A 17,037-nucleotide genomic window follows, 5' to 3' on the forward strand; every position below is an offset into this window, starting at 1 on the left:
CCATAACGCGTTCGGAGCGGGCGCCGCGAGGGTCACCGCGGCACAGGCAACCGTGCGCTGTGCCAGGCTGCGCCTCCACGAGGCTGCGCATGGAATGCGCCCATGAATTTATTGAACTTTTTGACGTTTCGTATCTGGCACGCGGGGTGCTTATGGGACGGCCAAGGAGACCTAAGAAGCCATGAACGTCAAGACTGCCTTCGTCCTCTTCGCTGCCTCGGGCCTCGCCGCGCTCTCGGGTTGCGGTGGCTCCACCACGACCGAGCCCACGCCCATCGGCCAAGACGAGGCGATGCTTCGACGGATGAAGAGCTGTGGCGAGCTTTTGACCGAGCTCAAGGCCGACGCCTCCTTCAAGTTGAACCGCAACATCGATCGCCAGATCGACATGATCCAGCGCTACGGCGCGCAGGGCGGCTACTACGGCGGCGGCCTGCCGATGTCCGACGGGCGAGGCGCCCCCGAGGCCAGCAACGCCCCGAGCGCTCCGAGCGCCCCGGGCTCGGGCGGCTCGGGTGGCGCGACGCCTTCGCCGGCTCCCGCTCCCAAGGCGCAAGATCACTCCGAGACGACCACGCAGGTCGCCGGCGTCGACGAGGCCGACTTCGTCAAGGTCGATAACGAGCGCATCTACGTGCTGCACGGCACCGAGCTCAAGGTGCTGCGCGCGTGGCCCAAAGAGTCGCTCGCCGAGATCGGCAAGGCCACGGTGGAGGGCACACCGTCGGAGATGTTCCTCGACGGCCAGAAGCTCGTCGTCTACTCGCAGGTGAACGGCGCGAAGCTCTTCACCGCCACGGGCACCCCCATCCGCGAGGGTTACTCGGACGGCGGCTACTACGGCGGTGGCGTCGCGACCGACGTCGCCGTACCCGAGTCCGCGCCGCGCCCCGGCGGAGGAGGCACGGGTCCCGCGCCCGAGCCGTACGTGCCGCTCACCAAGATCACGGTCTTCGAGCTCGCGAACGGTGTCCCTCAGGTGGCCCGCGAGCTCTACTTCGAGGGAAACTACAAGGACTCGCGCCGCGTCGGCTCCGAGGTCCGCACCGTGCTCGTCGGCGGCGCCCACGGCCCGAAGCTCGCGTACGGCATCGAGCTCGCCCCCGGTGAGCAGTACCCGCAGGACGCGGCCGGCATGATCGCGAAGCTCGAGGCGCTCCGCACGAAGAACCAGGCTGCGATCTCCGCGAGCCAGGTCCAAGACTGGATGCCCGTCTCGTTCGAGAAGCGCGGCACCCAGGTCACGGCCCAGTCGCCGAGCTGCAGCGACTACTACCTGCCCACCACGGGCTCCACGGCCTACGGCCTCACGCAGGTCGAGTCGATCGATCTCGCGGCTCCCAACGCCTCGGTGAAGAGCGCCGCCATCACCGGGCAGACCAACGTGGTGTACGGCAACGCGCAGAGCCTCGTGCTCGCCCAAGAGGCCTATGTCGAGATCCCCTGGGCCGACATCTGGGGCGTGTGGCGGTCCGCGCAAGGTCAAGGGAGCACGGGTTCGAGCGGCGGCTCGGTGCCGCCCTCGACGGGCACCGGCACCGGCACCGCGGAGCCCTCCCCCGCCCCGACCCCCGCGCCGAAGCCCGGCGGAGTCGGCACCCGAACGAGCCCCGCGGTGACGCCGCAAGCGCTCCCGGCGCGCTTTCTCCAGAGCCGCACGCACGTGCACAAGCTCGCGTTCAACTCGGCCTCCGAGCCCGGCTTCCCGATCTACGTCGGCTCCGGCACGGTGGGCGGCTCGATCGACGACCAGTACTCGATCGACGAATACCAGGGGAATCTCCGCATCGCGACGACCGAGCGCTTCGTCTACACGAACCCCGCGCGGAACGAGGCCGACCGCCTCGCGCAGCCGGACACCGAGAACCACGTCCGCGTGCTCGGAGCCCCGACGCTCGCGATGCGGCTCCCCCTCCGCGGCGACACGGGCCCCCTCGCGCCGGGCGAGCGCATCTACTCGACGCGCTTCATGAACGGCAAGGGCTACATGGTCACCTTCCGCCAGGTCGACCCGCTCTTCGCGCTCGATCTCTCGAACCCGAACGCCCCGCGGGTCACCGGTGAGCTAAAAATCCCGGGGTTCAGCGAGTTCATGGTCCCCATGGACGACAATCACCTCCTCACGATCGGCCGCGACGCCACGAACGACGGCCGCGTGCAGGGCATCGCGCTCCAGATCTTCGACGTGACGAACCCGGCCCAGCCGCGCCTCGCTCACAAACACGCCTACGCCAACACCGAGTACGGGCACTCCGAGGCCCTCTACGATCCGAAGGCGTTCACCTACTTCAAGGACCGTGGCCTCCTCGCGTTCCCCTACTACGCGTACGGCCGCACCGGCATGCGTAGCTCGCTCGAGGTCTTCCGCGTGAACGCGCAGACGGGCTTCGCCAAGGCCGGCTCGCTCGATCACAGCCCGTTCTTCGCGAACCAGCCCGGCGGCTACGCCTGCGGGTACTACCAGCCCAGCGTGCGCCGCGGCGTGTTCATGGAGGACGTCATCTACTCGATCAGCTACGGCGGCGTGATCGCGCAGAAGGTCGACCAGCTCGCCTCGCCCGGCAAGGTGCTCCCGCTCAGCGCCCCCCTAACGCCCGAGGGTTACCCGACCTGCGGCGGCGGAGGCACCGACGGTGGCGGTCCCGTGCCGATGCCCTCCACCGAGCCCGTCGAGCCGCCCTCGCGCGGCTGAGACGACCGAAGGTGCGACGAAGCCCGCGGCCTCTCTCGAGGGGCGCGGGCTTCGCGTTTTCGGGGCCGACGAGTGGCGCGCTCGGTGACCTCGTACGGTGGAGGTGAAGGAGCGGGCTCCCTCGTCAGATCAGCACGCCGGGGTTCAGGATCCCACGAGGGTCGAGCTTTGCCTTCATCGCGCGGAGCACGTCACCGAAGAGCGCGGGGCGCTCCGCCTCGTACCCCGCCTTGTGCCAGCGGCCGACGGCGTGATGGTGGGTGATCGTCCCACCTTCTCGGCGAATCGCGGCGGAGGCGGCCTCCTTGATGACCGCCCATTGCTCGAGCTCCTGCCCCGGCTTCGCCTTGCCGAGGAACGTGTAATAGGGCGCGGGGCCGTCGGGATAGACGTGGGTGAAGCGGCACGACACGATGCCGCCGCCGCACTGCTCGTCGAGCGCGCGCTGCACGTCCGCGCGGATGGCCGCGTCGAGCTTCGGGAACGTCTCCCAGGTGCAGGCGGTCTCGAAGGTGTCGACGACGACGCCGAGCGAGACGAGCGCGCTCTGGAGGTACGGCGCCGCGAGGAACGCCGCCTTCCAGGTGGACTGGCCGCTCGGGCCCGCGTCGCCGTCGGACGCCGTGTAACGCCCCTCTTCCTCGCAGACGCCCCCGAGATCGGTCGCGATCGACAGCGCGCGCTCGAGCCAGGCTTCGAGAGGGTGATCGGCGCTCTCGAACGCGAGGAGCAGCACCGCCTCGCCCTTCTTCGAGACCTGGTGCATGAGCGCCTCGACCGGGTCGAGCAGGCGGCAGTTCGACGGGTGGAGCCCCGACTGCGAGAGAGCGCGAATCGCGCGGACGCCGTCGTCCATGCTCGCGAACGTGACCGTGGCCTGCCCACGCCAGCGCGGGACCTCCTGCAGGCGGAGCACGGCGTCTACGACGACACCGAACGCACCTTCGGAGCCGAGCACGAGCCGCTTCGCCGATGGACCCGCCCCCGAAGCGGGCACCTTGTGCGTCTCGAAGAGGCCCCGCGGCGTCAGCATACGGACCGACTGCACGAAGTCGTCGATGTGGGTGTGGAGCGTCGCGAAGTGGCCGCCCGCGCGGGTCGCGATCCATCCACCCAACGTGGAGAGCTCGAAGCTCTGGGGATAGTGCCGGAGCGTGAGCCCGTGCGTCGCGAGCGCAGCCTCGATGGCGGGACCACTGGCGCCCCCTTGGATGCGCGCCGTCCGGTCCGTCTTGGAGACCGAGACGACGTTCGCCATCTTCGCGAGCGAGAGCGTGACGACGCCGCGGAAGCCCTTCTCGAGCACGGTCTCGACGCCACCGACGACGCTCGTGCCACCTCCGAACGGGACGATGGCCACGTCCTCGCGCTCGCAGTAGGTGAAAATCGAGGCGATCTGCTCTTCGGTCTCGGGGAAGAAGACCCAGTCGGGCGGGCTCGGGAACTCGCCACGGAAGGCCCGCACGATGTCGCGGTACCCTTTGCCGTAGGCGTGGCCGATGCGGGCACCGGGATCGTCGCTGCCGAAGGCCCGGAGCTCATACGGGGGCACGATGCGCGACGCCGGCAACGTGATGGCGTCGCGCGCCACGGGCTTCGTCGGAGAGAGGGCCCCGAGCCCCGCCGCCTCGAGCCTCGCCGCGAGCTTGGCCCTCGCAGCCTCGTCGGGAAACGCGTCCTCGTAACCCCAGGCCCAGTGGCTTCGCTCGCGAACGCTCATCGTCCTCAAGCTTAGGCCGAATGGAGGATCGCCCTCAACGAGTCAAACGAGCCGCCGGGCACGCGCACCCGCAGATCGCCATATTTCACATGACTTTCGATACGTTACAGGCAACCACAAGCTCAGTAGTCGCCGCTCGAGCCCCCGCCTCCGAAGTCGCCCCCGCCTCCGCCGAAGTCGCTGCCGCCCGAGCTCCCACTCGACCAATCGCTGCCGCCCGAGCTCCCGCTCGACCAATCGGAGCCCCCGCCGTACGTCCCGCCGTAGCCGCCACCGCCCCGTGAGTTGGCCTGGAGCGCGGAGAGATAGATGAAGAGGCCGATGAACGCGACGATCGCGACCAGGATCACCACCACGACGAGGACGAAGAGGATGCCCGAGCCGCCCCCGCTCGACGTGGGCTTCGCGGGCGGCGCGACCCCGGAGAACCGCGCGCCGATCGCGTCGACCCCGGCCTCGATGCCGGCGCCGTAGCGCCCGCTCTTGAGCTCGGGGGCGACGTTGTCCCGGATGATGCGGCTCGCGTCGACGTCCGTGAGGTCGCCGCCCACACCCTTGCCGGTCTCGATTCGGATCTTTCGTTCGGCCGTGGCCACGAGGAAGAGCACGCCGTCGTCGCGCTCGGCCGAGCCGAGGCCCCACGCCTTCGCCGTCTTGTAGGCGAAGTCTTCGACGGTCTCGCCGCCGAGCGTGGGCACGACGAGCACCGCGACCTCGTGACCGTGCGCGGCCTTGAGCGCGAGCACCTTGTCGGAGATGCGCTCCTTCTCGACGACCGAGAGGACCTTGGCCTTGTCGGTGACCGGGCCCTCGAGGGTGGGCGGCGTGAAGGCGAAGGCCACGCGCGGAGCGAACGTCGCGACGAAGAGCGAAACGATGACCGCGAACCACGCGAATCGCGCGAGGACCGCGCGGACGTTCGTCGAACTCGACATGAGAGACCTCCCTGACGACATGGCGCGGAGCTCGACCAAGAAAAAGGGGCGCCGCCAAAGAGGCGACACCCCGAGAGTGTCACGAGCCCGGGACCCGGGTGTCAGAAATTGACCTTGGGTGCGGCCTGGGCCTCGCTCGAGGCGCTGAAGTAGACGCGCTCCTTGAACGGCTTGCCGGTGGCCTTGTTGACCACTTGCCCTTTGATCTTCTTGAGCTCCGTGTTGTAGACGCGGACCGCATTGTTGTATTCCTCACGCGATCGGAGGATGCGGTTCTCGGTGCCTTCGAGCTGCACCTGGAGGTCGCGGAAGGCCTGGTTTCCCTTGAGCTCGGGGTACGCCTCGTTGGCGACGAGGAGCCGCGAGAGCGAGCCCTTCAGCTGGTCTTGTGCCTTCTGGAAGGCGGCCATCTTCTCGGGGTCGGTGAAGTCGTCGCCCGAGAGCTTGATGCTCGTGGCCGAGGCGCGCGCCTCGGTGACCTTGGCGAGGGTGTCCGCCTCGTGTTTGGCGGAGGCCTTCACCGTGTTCACGAGGTTCGGCACGAGGTCGTACCGGCGCTGGAGCTGCGCCTCGTAGTCGGCCCATTTCTGCTCGCAGATTTGGTCCTTCTCGACGAGCTGGTCGTAGTTCTGGCAGCCGGGCACGAAGAAGAGCCCGACGAGGCCGAGGACGAAGGCGAGCTTCACGAGCGCATGACGCGCGAGCCAGGGGAGCGCGAAGGCGGAGCGTTTTTTCATCACCGCGCAAGCTAAGGACTCGGGCCCCACGAAGCAAGCACGGCAGTTTTTGCGTCGGCGCGGGAAAGTGCTACGAGGGCACCCATGGCCGAAGAGCGCACGCTCGATCGAGACGCGGCCTCGGCCCAACGCGCGCGAAAGCGTGCCTCGTGGCCCCGCGACGGGCAGGTGCTCGTGGCGTCGGTGCTCGTGCACGTGGCGCTCGCGGCGGCGCTCCTTCGACCACGGGCTCCGTCGCCTCCGGCCCTCGCGAAGGGTGCCGACGATGCCGCCGAGATCGAGCTCGATCTCGCACCGCCCCCGCGCCCCGACCTCCCCACGGGGCCGCCCGCCGAGGGCTCGCCGCCCGAGCGAGGTGCGCGCGACGTGAGGCCCTCTCTTCGAGCTCCTCGCGCCCCGAGCGAGCCTGTCGCCGCGGCGCCCGGCTCGGACGAGCCCATCGCCGAGCCGCCCGACTCTCCGCTCGGCGCGCCATCCCCGGCGGGTTCGGCGCGCCCCTCCCTCGGGCTCGCCGACCTCGGCGTCGGAAAGAACCCGTTCGTGCCCGGGCGGTCCGACGCGGCGACAGTCGCGCCCGGCGCATCGTCGCCCCCGAGCGATGTCCCGTCGGCCAAAGAGCGCGTCGAGGCGGCGCTCCGCGAGAGCGCGCGGGCACGCGAGGCGGAGCTCGGTCTCGGCCCCGACGGGCCCGTTCGAGCCGCCCTCGCCGAAGCGATGTACGCGAGCGACGCGCCGGTCAACGGCATGGTCCGGTTCTCCGTCGTCGCCGACGGGCGCGGCCACGTGCTCTCGGTCGAGGCGGTCTCCGGAGACCGGGGCCTCTCGGCCTATCGATCCATGGAGAGCCTCGCGCGAAAGAAGCTCGCGAGCGCGGTCCTTCGGCTGCCTTCCACCGCGAAGGGAGCCAGGCTCGAGGTGGTGGTCACGTCGGCGTGGAAGCTCCCGAGCGGGCACGACCCGGGCGCCAAGATCTCCCTCTTCGGCCAAGACCTCACGAAGGGCGGAGGCAAGGCGGCCACGCAGATCGCGGTGCTCCCCCTGCCCAAGGTGGTGTGCGTCTCGGCCGACGATCCCAAGAACGAGCTCAAGCTGCCGCTCTGCGGGATCTCGGCGCCGCTCGTCGCGACCGACGGGGACCCCGCCGATATCGGCGCCAAGCCGAGGCGCATCGTGTCGACGAAGGTCGCGTCGAGCCAAGTGCTCTGACTCGACCCCGGCGTGGCCCGTCACGGCCGCGGCGAGACGACGTCCGTGAGGCACGTCGCGTCGCGGAGCGGACCGTCGTCTCCCCAGAAGCGATATGGCGTGTACCAGAACCCACCGAGCGTGCCTCGGCTCGCGCGCCGCCACGCTCCGACGAGGTAGCCGAAGTCGCGGAGGCTCCGCTGATCGACCGACCCTCCGATCGCGTCGAAGGCCATGAAATCACCGAGGTATTCGGATTGGAGGTACGGGTCCGTCACGAGGTAGGCGACCTTCGCCCCGAGCCCCACCACGACAGCGCCAGCGTTGCGGAGGTTCGTGTGTGTGTGGTCCGCGCACGGGTCCACGACGATCCGCGACGCCGGGATCCCGAAGCGGCACCGCGCGACGTGCTCGAGCGCGAAGGCCTCGACGAGGTCCGAGTGCACGGCGCCCCCGCTCACCACGAGGACCGGCGCCACGCCGTCTCGAACCACCGCCGCGCCGCGCTGGGCGCGAAGGACGTTGACCCCGAGCTTCTCGAGCTCCGCGCCGTCGAGCGCTCGGCACGTGTCCCCCGGCTTCGCCCCGACGAGCACGCTCGTGTCTTGGCGAAGGGCGCCGTAGCCCGGAACGAGCGCGGCCGCGTAGGGGTAGCGCCTCGGCGTCTCGATCGCGGAGAGCGCGCGAAAAACCGCCGCGTTGTGCCGCGCGGCCGACTCGCGCACCTCCGTAGGCAAGCTGCACGAGAGCTCCCGCGGGAGCACCGCGAGGTCGCCTCGCGCGACGCGGTCGTAGAGCGCCGCGCGACCCAGAAGGTGCGCGCGCGACGTGACGACGTCGCTCGGGAAGCCGCAGCCCGCGGGCACGGGCCCGGCCCGAAGCCCTCGCTCGTCGTGCGAGACCTCGACGTAACAGCTCCGCGACGTGTCGAGCTCGGGGAACGAGGTGTGGGAGCTCGCGTCGCGATCGTAGTCGACCGCTCGTCGCCACTCGCCGCAGAGGAGGTCCGCGCGCGCAGGCACGGGCGCTCGGCCGAGGCGCGGGGGCGTGCGCGCCGCGAGGGTCGTGAGGTCTCTCGCGCACCCGAGGCCGAGCGAGGCGACGAGCACCACGAGGACCGAGCTCGTCCTGCGTTCCTTGCGCCGCGTCATCTCGACGAGGGTAGTTCGGGCGGGTTGGCGGTGCGGCGCCATTTTTCCAATCTCCGAGCCTCGCGCGACGTGGTGCACCGCGTCGGCGCAGGTTCGCCCACACGGCCCACATACGCCGACAAAAGCGCGCCCCGTCGTGGCCGTTTGGTTGTCCGTCGAGGGCGCACAAACTAGCCTCGTGCATCGTGAATTTCCGCGTCCTTGCCGGTCTTTGTCCCCTGCTCGCCTCGGCGCTCCTCGTGGCCTGCGCCGACCGTCCGAAGTCCGACTCCGGCGAGTCCGTGCCGTCGGTCTCGGCGGGCAAGCTCACGAAGAGCGCGGTCACCCTCCCGGCCGTTCCTCGCGACGAGGCTGCCCGGGCAGCGCTCCCTGCCGCCGAGCGCGCCAAGATCGACGAGTCCTTCGTGCCGGTGCTCGTGCCCCGCGCTGCCGCGACCGACGTTCACCTCGTCGTCGAGGCGGGCTTCTACGCGTACTCCGGCCGCATCGACGCGAAGCTCGGCGACGGTCGCACCTCGGTCGCGACCATCGCCATCCAGGGCAATCGTTTCGCGCACGAGCACCCTGATTTCCCCAAGGACGTGAGCACCCACACCTTCCGAGGCACACGCGGCCTCTTCACGATCAACGAGGGGATCACGACCGCCACGTGGGCCGAGAACGGGGCGACCTACTCGGTCGACGTCGAGTGCAGCCTCTCCGAGGACACGCGCTGCCAGGACGAGAGCTTCGTCCTCGAGGTCACGAAGAGCCTCGCGTTCGTCGGAGGTCGCCCGTGAGCCGCGCCCTCGCCCTCACCCTCGCCGCGGCCCTCTCGGCCGGTTCGCTCACCGCCCTCCCGTCGGTCGCGCACGCGCAAGCGTTCACGTACGATCCCGCCGGCACGCTCGTCCCTTCCCGGTCGGGGCGAGGGCGGGTCGACGCCAAGGTCTACGCCCCGACGATGCGCTTCCCCATGGAGCAGGCGCGCGCCTTCGCGAACTCCCAAGTGTACGGGAACGGCGGCGGACAAGGCCCTGGTGGCGGCCAGTGCGACGCCGTGAACTACGCCTACCCGTGGCACGACAACTACTGCGAGTCGCGCTCCTACTCGATGCCGCTCTGCCCGGCGGGCACGGGCCACCAAGGGCAAGACATTCGGCCTGCGACCTGCGTCAAGGACACCCACTGGGCCGTCGCCGCGGAGGCGGGCACCATCACGAGCGTCGGCAGCTACTCCGTGTATCTTACAGCTGCCGACGGCACGCGCTTCGACTACCTCCACATGAGCCAGGTTCAGGTGGCCGTGGGCGCGCGGGTCACGAAGGGCCAGCGGCTCGGCAAAGTGTCGAACGTCTTCGGGGGCACTCCCACGACGATTCACCTCCACTTCAACATTCGTCAGAGCGTCGCCAACGTGGGCGCGGTGTACGTGCCCCCGTACACGTCGCTCGTCGAGTCGTACAAGCGCGCGAACGGCTTGGCTCCCACCCCCGACGCCGGCGCGGCCGACGCGCGCGCCACCGACGCACGCGCCACCGACGCACGCGCCACCGACGCACGCGCCACCGACGCACGCGCCGCCGACGGAGCCGTCCTCCCCGAGGAGCCCGAGGAGCCGGGCGTCCCGGTCGGGCCCGAGAGCCCCGACGAGCTGCCGACCCCCGAAGGTGAGCTCCAGGCCGAACAGGGAGCGGGCCTCGAGCCGATCGCCGAAGAGGGGTGCAACGGCTCGGGCTCGGCCCCCTCGTACGGGCTCGTCGGCCTCGGCGCGTTCGTGTCGCTCGCGGCGCTCCGCCGACGCCGCGTCAAGGCATGAAGGAGCGGCCGCTCGGGCGCACCGGGCGCCGCTTGCCGATCGTCGGCCAGGGCACCTGGCGGCTCGAGAGCGAGAGCCGGGCCGAGGCCGTGCGCGCGCTGCAGAGAGGCATCGAGCTCGGTCTCACCCACATCGACACGGCGGAGCTCTTCGGGAGGGGGGCCGTCGAAGAGCTCGTGGGCGAGGCCATCGCGGGCTACCGCGGCTCGGTCTTCTTGTCGTCGAAGGTCGTCCCCGAGCACGCCACCTACGCGGGGACGCTGCTCGCGTGCGAGCGCTCGCTCCGCAGGCTCCGCACCGACAGGCTCGATCTCTACCTCGTCCAGCGCCCTTCGGAGCACCCGCTCGAAGAGACGATGCGCGCCATGGAGACGCTGAAACACGAGGGGAAAATCCTGCACTACGGAGTGAGCAACTTCGACGTGGCGGACCTCGAGCACGCATGCACCCTCGTGGGCGCCGAGAACGTCGCCTGCAACCAGGTGCTCTACCACCTCGGCGAGCGCGACATCGAGCACGTGCTGCTCCCCGTCTGCGAGCGCCTGGGCGTCTCGGTCGTCGGGTACTCGCCGTTCGGTTCGGGCGACTTCCCCGACCCCGCGAGCCCCGAGGGGCGCGTCTTGGTCGACATCGGGAGAAAGTACTTCGTCGGGCCGAGGGCCGTCGCGCTCGCGTTCCTCGTGAGGCGCGACTCGCTCTTCGCCATCCCGAAGGCGACGACCCCGGCTCACGTCGACGACAACGCGCGCGCAGGGGCCCTCGAGCTCACGCCGTACGAAATCGCTCGCATCGACGCCACCTTCGGGCTCGGCCCGCCTCGCTCACACCTGCCTACTGTGTAGGAAAGCTCCAGGGTGGCTCGAACCCGCACTCGGCCGCGAGCGCGTCGACGAAGGCGCGCATGAACGCGACCCGAGGGGCCGCGAGCGTACGCGCCGTGGCCGTGTGGAGCCGCTCGGGGATGCGAAAGAGCTTCTTCGCGAAGTGATCGAGGGCGTTCTTGCGGTCGTCGAGGGCGCGCGACGCGGCGAACGGATCGGACGGGTCGTAGAAGCGGCTCCGCATCTCGGCGGCCGTGGCCATGCACCGCGCGACGCCGACGGCCCCGATCGCGTCGAGCCGATCGGCGTCTTGGAGGATCTTCCCCTCAAGGGTGGTCGGCAGGGCGCCCTTCGAGAAGGCGTGGTCACGGATGGCGTCGCTCACGGAGACCACGAACGCGCGGCTCGCGCCATGCTCACCGAGCACCCGAGCCGCCTCGATCGCGCACAAGTCTCCCGACGTGTGCGACTCGGGGTGGTCCTTCGGGAGGTTCACGAGCTCGTGGAGCAAGGCCGCGATCCGACACACGTCGACGTCGGCCCGCTCGGCCTCGGCGAGCCGCGTGGCGTTCTCGACCACCCGGAGCACGTGAGAGGCGTCGTGGCTCGCCGGCGCCCCGACGAGTCGGCCCAACGCGACGGGTAAAAGACCGCCGTAAAGATCCGAGATCATGGCCCTTTTGGCCCATCCACCCACTTCGAGCCGTAGACGGGGCGCTCGAACGAGCAGAGCTTCTCGACGAGCTCGTGCGGGTCGGGATCGGACACGAAGAGGCCCTCGTGCTCCGGCAGGGCGAACCCCTCGATCACGGCGTGCCGCACGAGCGCACGGAAGGGCTCGAAGTAGCCTCCCACGTCGAGCAGGCCCACGGGCTTCGTGTGGAGGCCGACCTGCGCCCACGTGAGGACCTCGAAGAGCTCGTCGAACGTCCCGAGCCCGCCCGGCAGCGCGACGAAGGCGTCGGAGCGCTCGATCATCCGGGCCTTGCGGGTGTGCATCGAGTCGACGATGTGGAGCTCCTTGAGGCGCTCGTGCCCGACCTCCTTCGCCTCGAGCCACCGCGGCAAGATGCCGATCACGTCGCCGCCCGCGTCGAGCGCGGCGTCCGCGACGGCCCCCATGAGCCCGACGCTCGCGCCGCCGTAGACGAGGGTGATCTGCTTTCGGGCGAGGGCCCTCCCGAGCTCGATGGCCGCCTCGCGGTACTCGGGGCGGGCCCCGGGGCGAGAACCACAATACACACACACGCTTCCGAGGGTTCGTCTCACCCTTCGATTCTACACGATTCCGAAAACGACGTATCCTGCCGCCCATGCCCGCAGACGACTTCGGCCTCGTCGGTCACACGATCGACCAGCTCCGCTTCGACGAGGTCGTCGACGGCGGCGGCTTCGGTCTCGTGTACCGGGCCACGCACATGGGGCTCGGCGAGCCCGTGGCCGTCAAATGCCTCCGCATCGACAAGAACGTCGACGAGAAGCTCACGGCCTCGTTTTTCCAGCGGTTCCGTGACGAGACGCGCATCCTCTACCGGCTAAGCCAAGGCACCTTGGACATCGTCCGGGGCATCTCGAGCGGCACGCTCCGATCGCCGAAGACGAACGAGGACGTGCCCTACATGGTGCTCGAGTGGCTCGACGGGCACACGCTCTCCCACGAGCTTCGCGGCCGGGTGCAGGCCTCCCGGCCCTACACCATCGACGAGGTCATGGAGCTCTTCGCGCCGGTCTTCTCGGCGCTCGCGCACGCCCACGCGCAGGGCATCGTGCACCGGGACATCAAACCCGGGAACCTCTTCTTCACGCGCGCGCGCGACGGAAAAATGCGCATCAAGGTGCTCGATTTCGGCCTCGCCAAGATCTACGAGCCCACCCTCGGTGTGACCCCGAGCGTCGAGACCATGAAGGGGGTCGCGCTCTGCTCGCCTTCGTACGGGGCGCCGGAGCAGTTCGTGAAGCGCTTCGGCGACATCGGCCCCTGGACCGACGTGTACGCGCTCGGGCTCGTCATCCTCGAGCTTCTCTCGCTGAAGAAGGCGCGTCACGCCGACACGCTCGTCGAGGGGCTCGGAAAGGCCATCGCCAAAGAGACGGCCTCGCCCACCGCGGAGAGCCTCGGGGTGAGCCTCCCGCCGGCCGTATCTCTCGTGCTCGAGCGTGCCGTCGCGCGGGAGACGCGGGTGCGCCCGGCGGACGCGGCCCGCTTCGAGCGCGAGCTCCACGAGGCGATCGCGCAGACACGCGCGGCTGCCGGAGGGGCGCGACGCGAAGGCGGACCGAGCGCCATGGCGGCGACCATCGTGAGGCCCGACGCGCAGGCCGACGACCTCAAGGCGACGAACGTGCTCCCCCCTCGCTCCGCGGCGCCGAACGCGCTGAAGAGCACGGCGCTCCTCCCTCAAGGCATGGGCCCACAGAGCATGGGCGCCGCGATGCCGCCGCGGACGTCCTCCAACTCTCAGCTGGCCGCGGTCCGTCCTTCGAGCCCCCCGGGCCCTCCAGGGCACGCCGCGCACAGAGCGCAGCCCGCCCCCCACGGACCGCCCCAACACGCCGCGCACCCCGGCGCCCACCCCGCCCACGCGAACGCCCACCTCCACGCGCAACAGGCCGGGAGGCGCCCCTCGCACGGGGCGATGGCTTCCCCGTTTCCGCCGCGAGGGCCGGAGAATCGCCCCTCGTCGGGCCCTCCGCAGCCGATGCTGAGCCCTCTCCCCGGTCCACCGCCACCCATGCCGGCGACGATGTACGGGCAAGGCGGCTTCATGCGCGTCCCGCCGTCGGCGAACGGGCCTTCGTCGTCCCAGGGCGACCGCGTCTCGAGCGTGAGCGCCCAAGGGCCGGCGCAGGCTCCTGGGAACGGCAAGCTCATCGCGGTCGTGCTCGCGTTCGTCTCGGCCGCGCTCATCGTGGGGGCGTACATCGCGTACGACAAGCTGGTTCGTCACGGCACGTTCGCCCCCGCGGCGGACCACGCGGAGGGTCACGCATGAAGGTGTTCGTCGCAGGGGCCACCGGCGCGACCGGCCAGGTGTTCATCCCGATGGCCGAAAAAGCGGGTATCGAGCTCACCCTCCACGTCCGCCCCCAATCCCGGGAGAAGTCGCCCCTCGGGAGCGATCCGCGCGCCGCGGTCTTCGATCTCGCGGACGAGGCCGCCCTCGACACGGCGCTCCGAGGTCACGACGCGATCGTCTCGTTCGTCGGCACCATGCGGAGCCGCTTCGCCCAAGGCGACGACTACGCCTCGAGCGACGTCGCGTCCGCGAAGAGCCTCGGAGCCAGCGCCGAGCGCGTGGGCGTGCCTCGCATCCTCTTGCTCAGCTCCGTCGGCGCGGGCGGCGCGGGCGCTTACCTCAAAATGAAGCTCGAGTGCGAACAGGCCGTCCAGCGCCCGGGCATCGCGTGGACCGTCTTTCGGCCGAGCGTGCTCGTGAGCCCCGAATGGGCCGCCGACGGCACCCACGGCAAGCGCCGCTCGCCTCCGGGGCTCTCGGCGCTCTTCGCCGGCCTCGGCTGCCTCCCCGGTCTGCGCGGCTTCGCCGACGACACGAAGCCCATCCCCCTCGAGCGCGTCTGCCAGGGCTTCGTCGACGCGCTCCTCCACCCGGACGCGTACCACGACCGCGTCGTGCTCGGGCGCGATCTGTGGAAATTGCCGATGCCCTGAGGCGCCCACCACGGCCCCCCTGCGGGGTCGGGAGCGGCCTCGCGCGTCGACGTCGCGCGGCATGTGGGATAACGCGCCGCACCGGGGAAAAAAGCTGGTAGTGGCGGGCACATGTCGATTTTCCAGAAGCCCCCGAGCACCCCCGAAGAGCTCGAGGCCGCGCGGCCTCTCGAGCTCTCGCCCGAGGAGGTCCTCAAGTTCGACGAGGCCGAGTGGTACGCGCGGGCCTACCGCGGAGACGCCCCTCAGCTCACGGCGCGGGCCATCGCGATGGGCACCGTGCTCGGCTTCTTTCTGTCGTTCACGAACGTCTACATCGGCCTGAAGACGGGGTGGTTCCTCGGGGTCGCGCTCACGGCGTGCATTCTCTCGTACGCGATCTGGTCGTTCCTTCGCACGGTCGGCGTCGCGAAGACGGACATGACCATCCTCGAGAACAACTGCATGCAGTCGACGGCATCGTCGGCGGGGTACGCCACGGGCAACGTGGCCGTGTCGGCGATCCCGGCGCTCCTGCTCCTCACCGTGACCGACGAGAACCGCCACGGCGTGCAGCTCGCGTGGCCGCTCATGGCGCTCTGGGTGCTCTGCCTCGCCACCTTCGGCGTCGTGCTCGCGATCCCGATGAAGCGGAACCTCATCAACCGCGAGAAGCTGAAATTCCCCTCGGGCACGGCCGCGGCCGTGACGCTCCAAGGCCTCTACAGCAAGGGCGACGAGGCCATGAAGAAGGCGCGCGCCCTGCTCTACGCCGCGCTCGCCTCGGGGCTCGTCCCGCTCTTGAAGGACCTCGAGTTTCTCAAGGTGAAGAAGGCCGGCGTGGTCGTCGGTCGCGAGGCGCTCCTCCCGCCGTCGTCGAACATCTTCAACCTCCTCCCTTCGCCGAACGTCGACGGTCGCGCCTGGAAGTGGAGCGACTGGAACGTGAAGCTCGATCACGGCGTCGTCCTCATCGCGGCCGGCGCGATCATCGGCATTCGAATCACGGGCTGGATGGTGCTCGGCGGCCTCTTCGTCGCCGTCTTCCTCGGCCCCCTCGCGCTCGAGACCAAGTGGACCTCTCCCGCGGCGATGGAGACCGCAGCTCACGCCAAGATCGTCGCGCTCAAGCTGCTCGGGCCGAAGGCCTACGCCACGGGCATGGCCGACGCGCTCGTCGCCCCGAAGGCGAGCGGAGCCGCCGCGCTGCCGAAGAGCGCGTGGAAAGAGATCGGGATCTGGTTCGGCGCGCCGCTCCTCGTGGCGTCGGGGCTCGTGCAGCTCGCGGCTCAGTGGCGCACCATCGTGCGCGCCATCTCGGGCATGTTCGGATCGGCGAAGAAGGCCGAGCCCAGCCAAGAGCCCTCGGGCTACCGCGCCCCCGCCGAGCGGGACGGCGACGAGAAGAAGCCCGTGGTCGCCTCTCCGGACGACGTCGAGGTCCCGACCAAATGGTTCCTCTACGGCCTCTGCGGCTCGGGTCTCGCCATCATCGTGGTCGCCGCGCTCTTCTTCGACATTCCCCCCTACTTCGGCCTCCTCGCCGTCGGCATGACGTTCGTGCTCGCGCTCGTGTCGGCGCGCGCCACAGGAGAGAGCGACATCACGCCGGGCGGCGCGATGGGCAAGATCATGCAGCTTACCTACGGCGTGCTCATCCCCCAGAGCACCACCGCGAACCTCATGACCGCCTCGATCACGTCGGGCGCGGGGCTCGCGACGGCCGACCTCTTGAACGATCTCAAGTCGGGGTACTTGCTCGGCGCGAACCCGCGCAGGCAGTTCTTGGCGCAGGCGATGGGCATCTTGACGGGCACGATCGCCACGACCCTCGGCTACTTCCTCCTCGTGCCCGACGCGACCGTGCTCACCGGCACTCCCGCGACCGACAGCATGCCCGCGAAGGATCCGGCCTTCCCCGCCCCTGGTGCCCAGCAGTGGCTCGCCGTGGCCAAGCTCTTCAAGACGGGCACGAAGAACATGCACCCGATGGCCGTCACGTGCATCAAGACGGGCCTCATCGTGGGCGCCATTCTCGCGCTCGTGGAGTCGCTCGTGCCGAAGAAGCACAAGAAGTACGTGCCGTCGCCCACGGGGCTCGGGCTCGGCATGATCCTCCCCTTCTTCTCGCCCTTCGCGATGTTCCTCGGGGCCGTGCTCGGAGAGATCGCGACGCGGGCCAACAAGGCCTGGGCGGAGCGCTACGTGGTGCCGCTCTCGGCCGGTGTCATCGCGGGCGAGAGCATCGTGGGTGTCATCGTCGCCGGGCTCAACAACTTCGTCTTGAACTGACCTCACCGACGAACCCGAGGGCGGGCATCCCCGCCTCGGGCTCGCACCAACACCGAC

The 17,037-nt window shown here is 69.9% G+C and carries 14 protein-coding genes; 8 read left to right on the forward strand and 6 right to left on the reverse strand.

Translation table 11 applies throughout. From position 1 onward, the window contains the following. Positions 1 to 181: 181 nt before the first annotated feature. Complete coding sequence (locus IPK71_30510; GenBank protein MBK8218083.1) at positions 182 to 2,692, forward strand: beta-propeller domain-containing protein; 2,511 nt, start codon at positions 182 to 184, stop codon at positions 2,690 to 2,692. Positions 2,693 to 2,816: 124 nt separating this feature from the next. On the opposite strand, the gene IPK71_30515 is transcribed toward IPK71_30510, so the two are convergent. The 3 genes from IPK71_30515 to IPK71_30525 all read right to left on the reverse strand — a co-directional run bounded on the left by IPK71_30515 (position 2,817) and on the right by IPK71_30525 (position 6,084). Continuing rightward, on the reverse strand, positions 2,817 to 4,412 hold the full coding sequence (locus IPK71_30515) for an FAD-binding oxidoreductase (protein ID MBK8218084.1): 1,596 nt from the start codon (positions 4,410 to 4,412) through the stop codon (positions 2,817 to 2,819). A 122-nt stretch (positions 4,413 to 4,534) separates the two neighbouring features. Continuing rightward, positions 4,535 to 5,347, reverse strand: coding sequence for a TPM domain-containing protein (locus IPK71_30520; protein ID MBK8218085.1), 813 nt, complete (start codon positions 5,345 to 5,347; stop codon positions 4,535 to 4,537). 101 nt (positions 5,348 to 5,448) lie between these two features. Then, positions 5,449 to 6,084 carry a LemA family protein gene (locus IPK71_30525; protein MBK8218086.1) on the reverse strand — a complete coding sequence of 212 codons (636 nt, stop codon included), beginning with the start codon at positions 6,082 to 6,084 and terminating at the stop codon, positions 5,449 to 5,451. A gap of 84 nt (positions 6,085 to 6,168) precedes the next feature. Here IPK71_30525 and IPK71_30530 point away from each other — a divergent pair, with 84 nt between their 5' ends. Further along, entirely contained in the window at positions 6,169 to 7,290 is a 1,122-nt protein-coding gene (locus tag IPK71_30530; protein MBK8218087.1) for a hypothetical protein, read from the forward strand. A 20-nt stretch (positions 7,291 to 7,310) separates the two neighbouring features. Here the strand turns inward: IPK71_30530 and IPK71_30535 are convergent, their stop codons facing one another. Continuing rightward, the gene (locus IPK71_30535) at positions 7,311 to 8,420 is read right to left on the reverse strand and encodes a YdcF family protein (protein MBK8218088.1); all 1,110 of its coding nucleotides are present in this window, start codon (positions 8,418 to 8,420) and stop codon (positions 7,311 to 7,313) included. 185 nt (positions 8,421 to 8,605) lie between these two features. On the opposite strand from IPK71_30535, the gene IPK71_30540 reads away from it, so the two are divergent. The 3 genes from IPK71_30540 (at position 8,606) to IPK71_30550 (ending at position 11,060) form a co-directional block, all read left to right on the forward strand. Beyond that, positions 8,606 to 9,199 (forward strand): hypothetical protein, encoded by a 594-nt coding sequence (locus IPK71_30540; protein ID MBK8218089.1) that lies wholly within the window; start codon positions 8,606 to 8,608, stop codon positions 9,197 to 9,199. 164 nt (positions 9,200 to 9,363) lie between these two features. Beyond that, positions 9,364 to 10,218, forward strand: a complete 855-nt coding sequence (locus tag IPK71_30545) for a M23 family metallopeptidase (protein ID MBK8218090.1) — start codon at positions 9,364 to 9,366, stop codon at positions 10,216 to 10,218. Beyond that, on the forward strand, positions 10,215 to 11,060 hold the full coding sequence (locus IPK71_30550; GenBank protein MBK8218091.1) for an aldo/keto reductase: 846 nt from the start codon (positions 10,215 to 10,217) through the stop codon (positions 11,058 to 11,060). The genes IPK71_30545 and IPK71_30550 overlap by 4 nt, the downstream gene beginning before the upstream one ends. On the opposite strand, the gene IPK71_30555 is transcribed toward IPK71_30550, so the two are convergent. Together IPK71_30555 and IPK71_30560 are read right to left on the reverse strand one after the other, a co-directional pair. After that, positions 11,050 to 11,712: an HD domain-containing protein gene (locus IPK71_30555; protein ID MBK8218092.1), complete on the reverse strand. Its 663-nt coding sequence runs from the start codon at positions 11,710 to 11,712 to the stop codon at positions 11,050 to 11,052. The genes IPK71_30550 and IPK71_30555 overlap by 11 nt on opposite strands. After that, positions 11,709 to 12,281 carry a TIGR00730 family Rossman fold protein gene (locus tag IPK71_30560; protein ID MBK8218093.1) on the reverse strand — a complete coding sequence of 191 codons (573 nt, stop codon included), beginning with the start codon at positions 12,279 to 12,281 and terminating at the stop codon, positions 11,709 to 11,711. The genes IPK71_30555 and IPK71_30560 overlap by 4 nt, the downstream gene beginning before the upstream one ends. 71 nt (positions 12,282 to 12,352) lie before the next feature. Between IPK71_30560 and IPK71_30565 the strand changes: the two genes are divergently transcribed. From IPK71_30565 to IPK71_30575, 3 genes are all read left to right on the forward strand, one after another. Next, positions 12,353 to 14,032 (forward strand): protein kinase, encoded by a 1,680-nt coding sequence (locus tag IPK71_30565; protein ID MBK8218094.1) that lies wholly within the window; start codon positions 12,353 to 12,355, stop codon positions 14,030 to 14,032. Further along, the gene (locus IPK71_30570) at positions 14,029 to 14,709 is read left to right on the forward strand and encodes an NAD(P)H-binding protein (protein MBK8218095.1); all 681 of its coding nucleotides are present in this window, start codon (positions 14,029 to 14,031) and stop codon (positions 14,707 to 14,709) included. The genes IPK71_30565 and IPK71_30570 overlap by 4 nt, the downstream gene beginning before the upstream one ends. Positions 14,710 to 14,820: 111 nt before the next feature. Further along, on the forward strand, positions 14,821 to 16,980 hold the full coding sequence (locus tag IPK71_30575; GenBank protein MBK8218096.1) for an OPT/YSL family transporter: 2,160 nt from the start codon (positions 14,821 to 14,823) through the stop codon (positions 16,978 to 16,980). The last annotated feature ends 57 nt before the right edge of the window (positions 16,981 to 17,037 follow it).

This window comes from Myxococcales bacterium (genome assembly GCA_016712525.1).
In the GTDB taxonomy this organism is placed as follows: domain Bacteria; phylum Myxococcota_A; class Polyangia; order Polyangiales; family Polyangiaceae; genus JAAFHV01.

Bases quoted from the DNA above. Each gene is read 5' to 3' on its own strand.
- IPK71_30545 (MBK8218090.1), top strand. From the start codon at position 9,364: ATGCGCTTCCCCATGGAGCAGGCGCGCGCCTTCGCGAACTCCCAAGTG.
- IPK71_30555 (MBK8218092.1), bottom strand. From the start codon at position 11,712: ATGATCTCGGATCTTTACGGCGGTCTTTTACCCGTCGCGTTGGGCCGA.
- IPK71_30515 (MBK8218084.1), bottom strand. From the start codon at position 4,412: ATGAGCGTTCGCGAGCGAAGCCACTGGGCCTGGGGTTACGAGGACGCG.
- IPK71_30535 (MBK8218088.1), bottom strand. From the start codon at position 8,420: ATGACGCGGCGCAAGGAACGCAGGACGAGCTCGGTCCTCGTGGTGCTC.
- IPK71_30530 (MBK8218087.1), top strand. From the start codon at position 6,169: ATGGCCGAAGAGCGCACGCTCGATCGAGACGCGGCCTCGGCCCAACGC.
- IPK71_30525 (MBK8218086.1), bottom strand. From the start codon at position 6,084: ATGAAAAAACGCTCCGCCTTCGCGCTCCCCTGGCTCGCGCGTCATGCG.
- IPK71_30570 (MBK8218095.1), top strand. From the start codon at position 14,029: ATGAAGGTGTTCGTCGCAGGGGCCACCGGCGCGACCGGCCAGGTGTTC.
- IPK71_30550 (MBK8218091.1), top strand. From the start codon at position 10,215: ATGAAGGAGCGGCCGCTCGGGCGCACCGGGCGCCGCTTGCCGATCGTC.
- IPK71_30520 (MBK8218085.1), bottom strand. From the start codon at position 5,347: ATGTCGAGTTCGACGAACGTCCGCGCGGTCCTCGCGCGATTCGCGTGG.
- IPK71_30565 (MBK8218094.1), top strand. From the start codon at position 12,353: ATGCCCGCAGACGACTTCGGCCTCGTCGGTCACACGATCGACCAGCTC.
- IPK71_30510 (MBK8218083.1), top strand. From the start codon at position 182: ATGAACGTCAAGACTGCCTTCGTCCTCTTCGCTGCCTCGGGCCTCGCC.
- IPK71_30575 (MBK8218096.1), top strand. From the start codon at position 14,821: ATGTCGATTTTCCAGAAGCCCCCGAGCACCCCCGAAGAGCTCGAGGCC.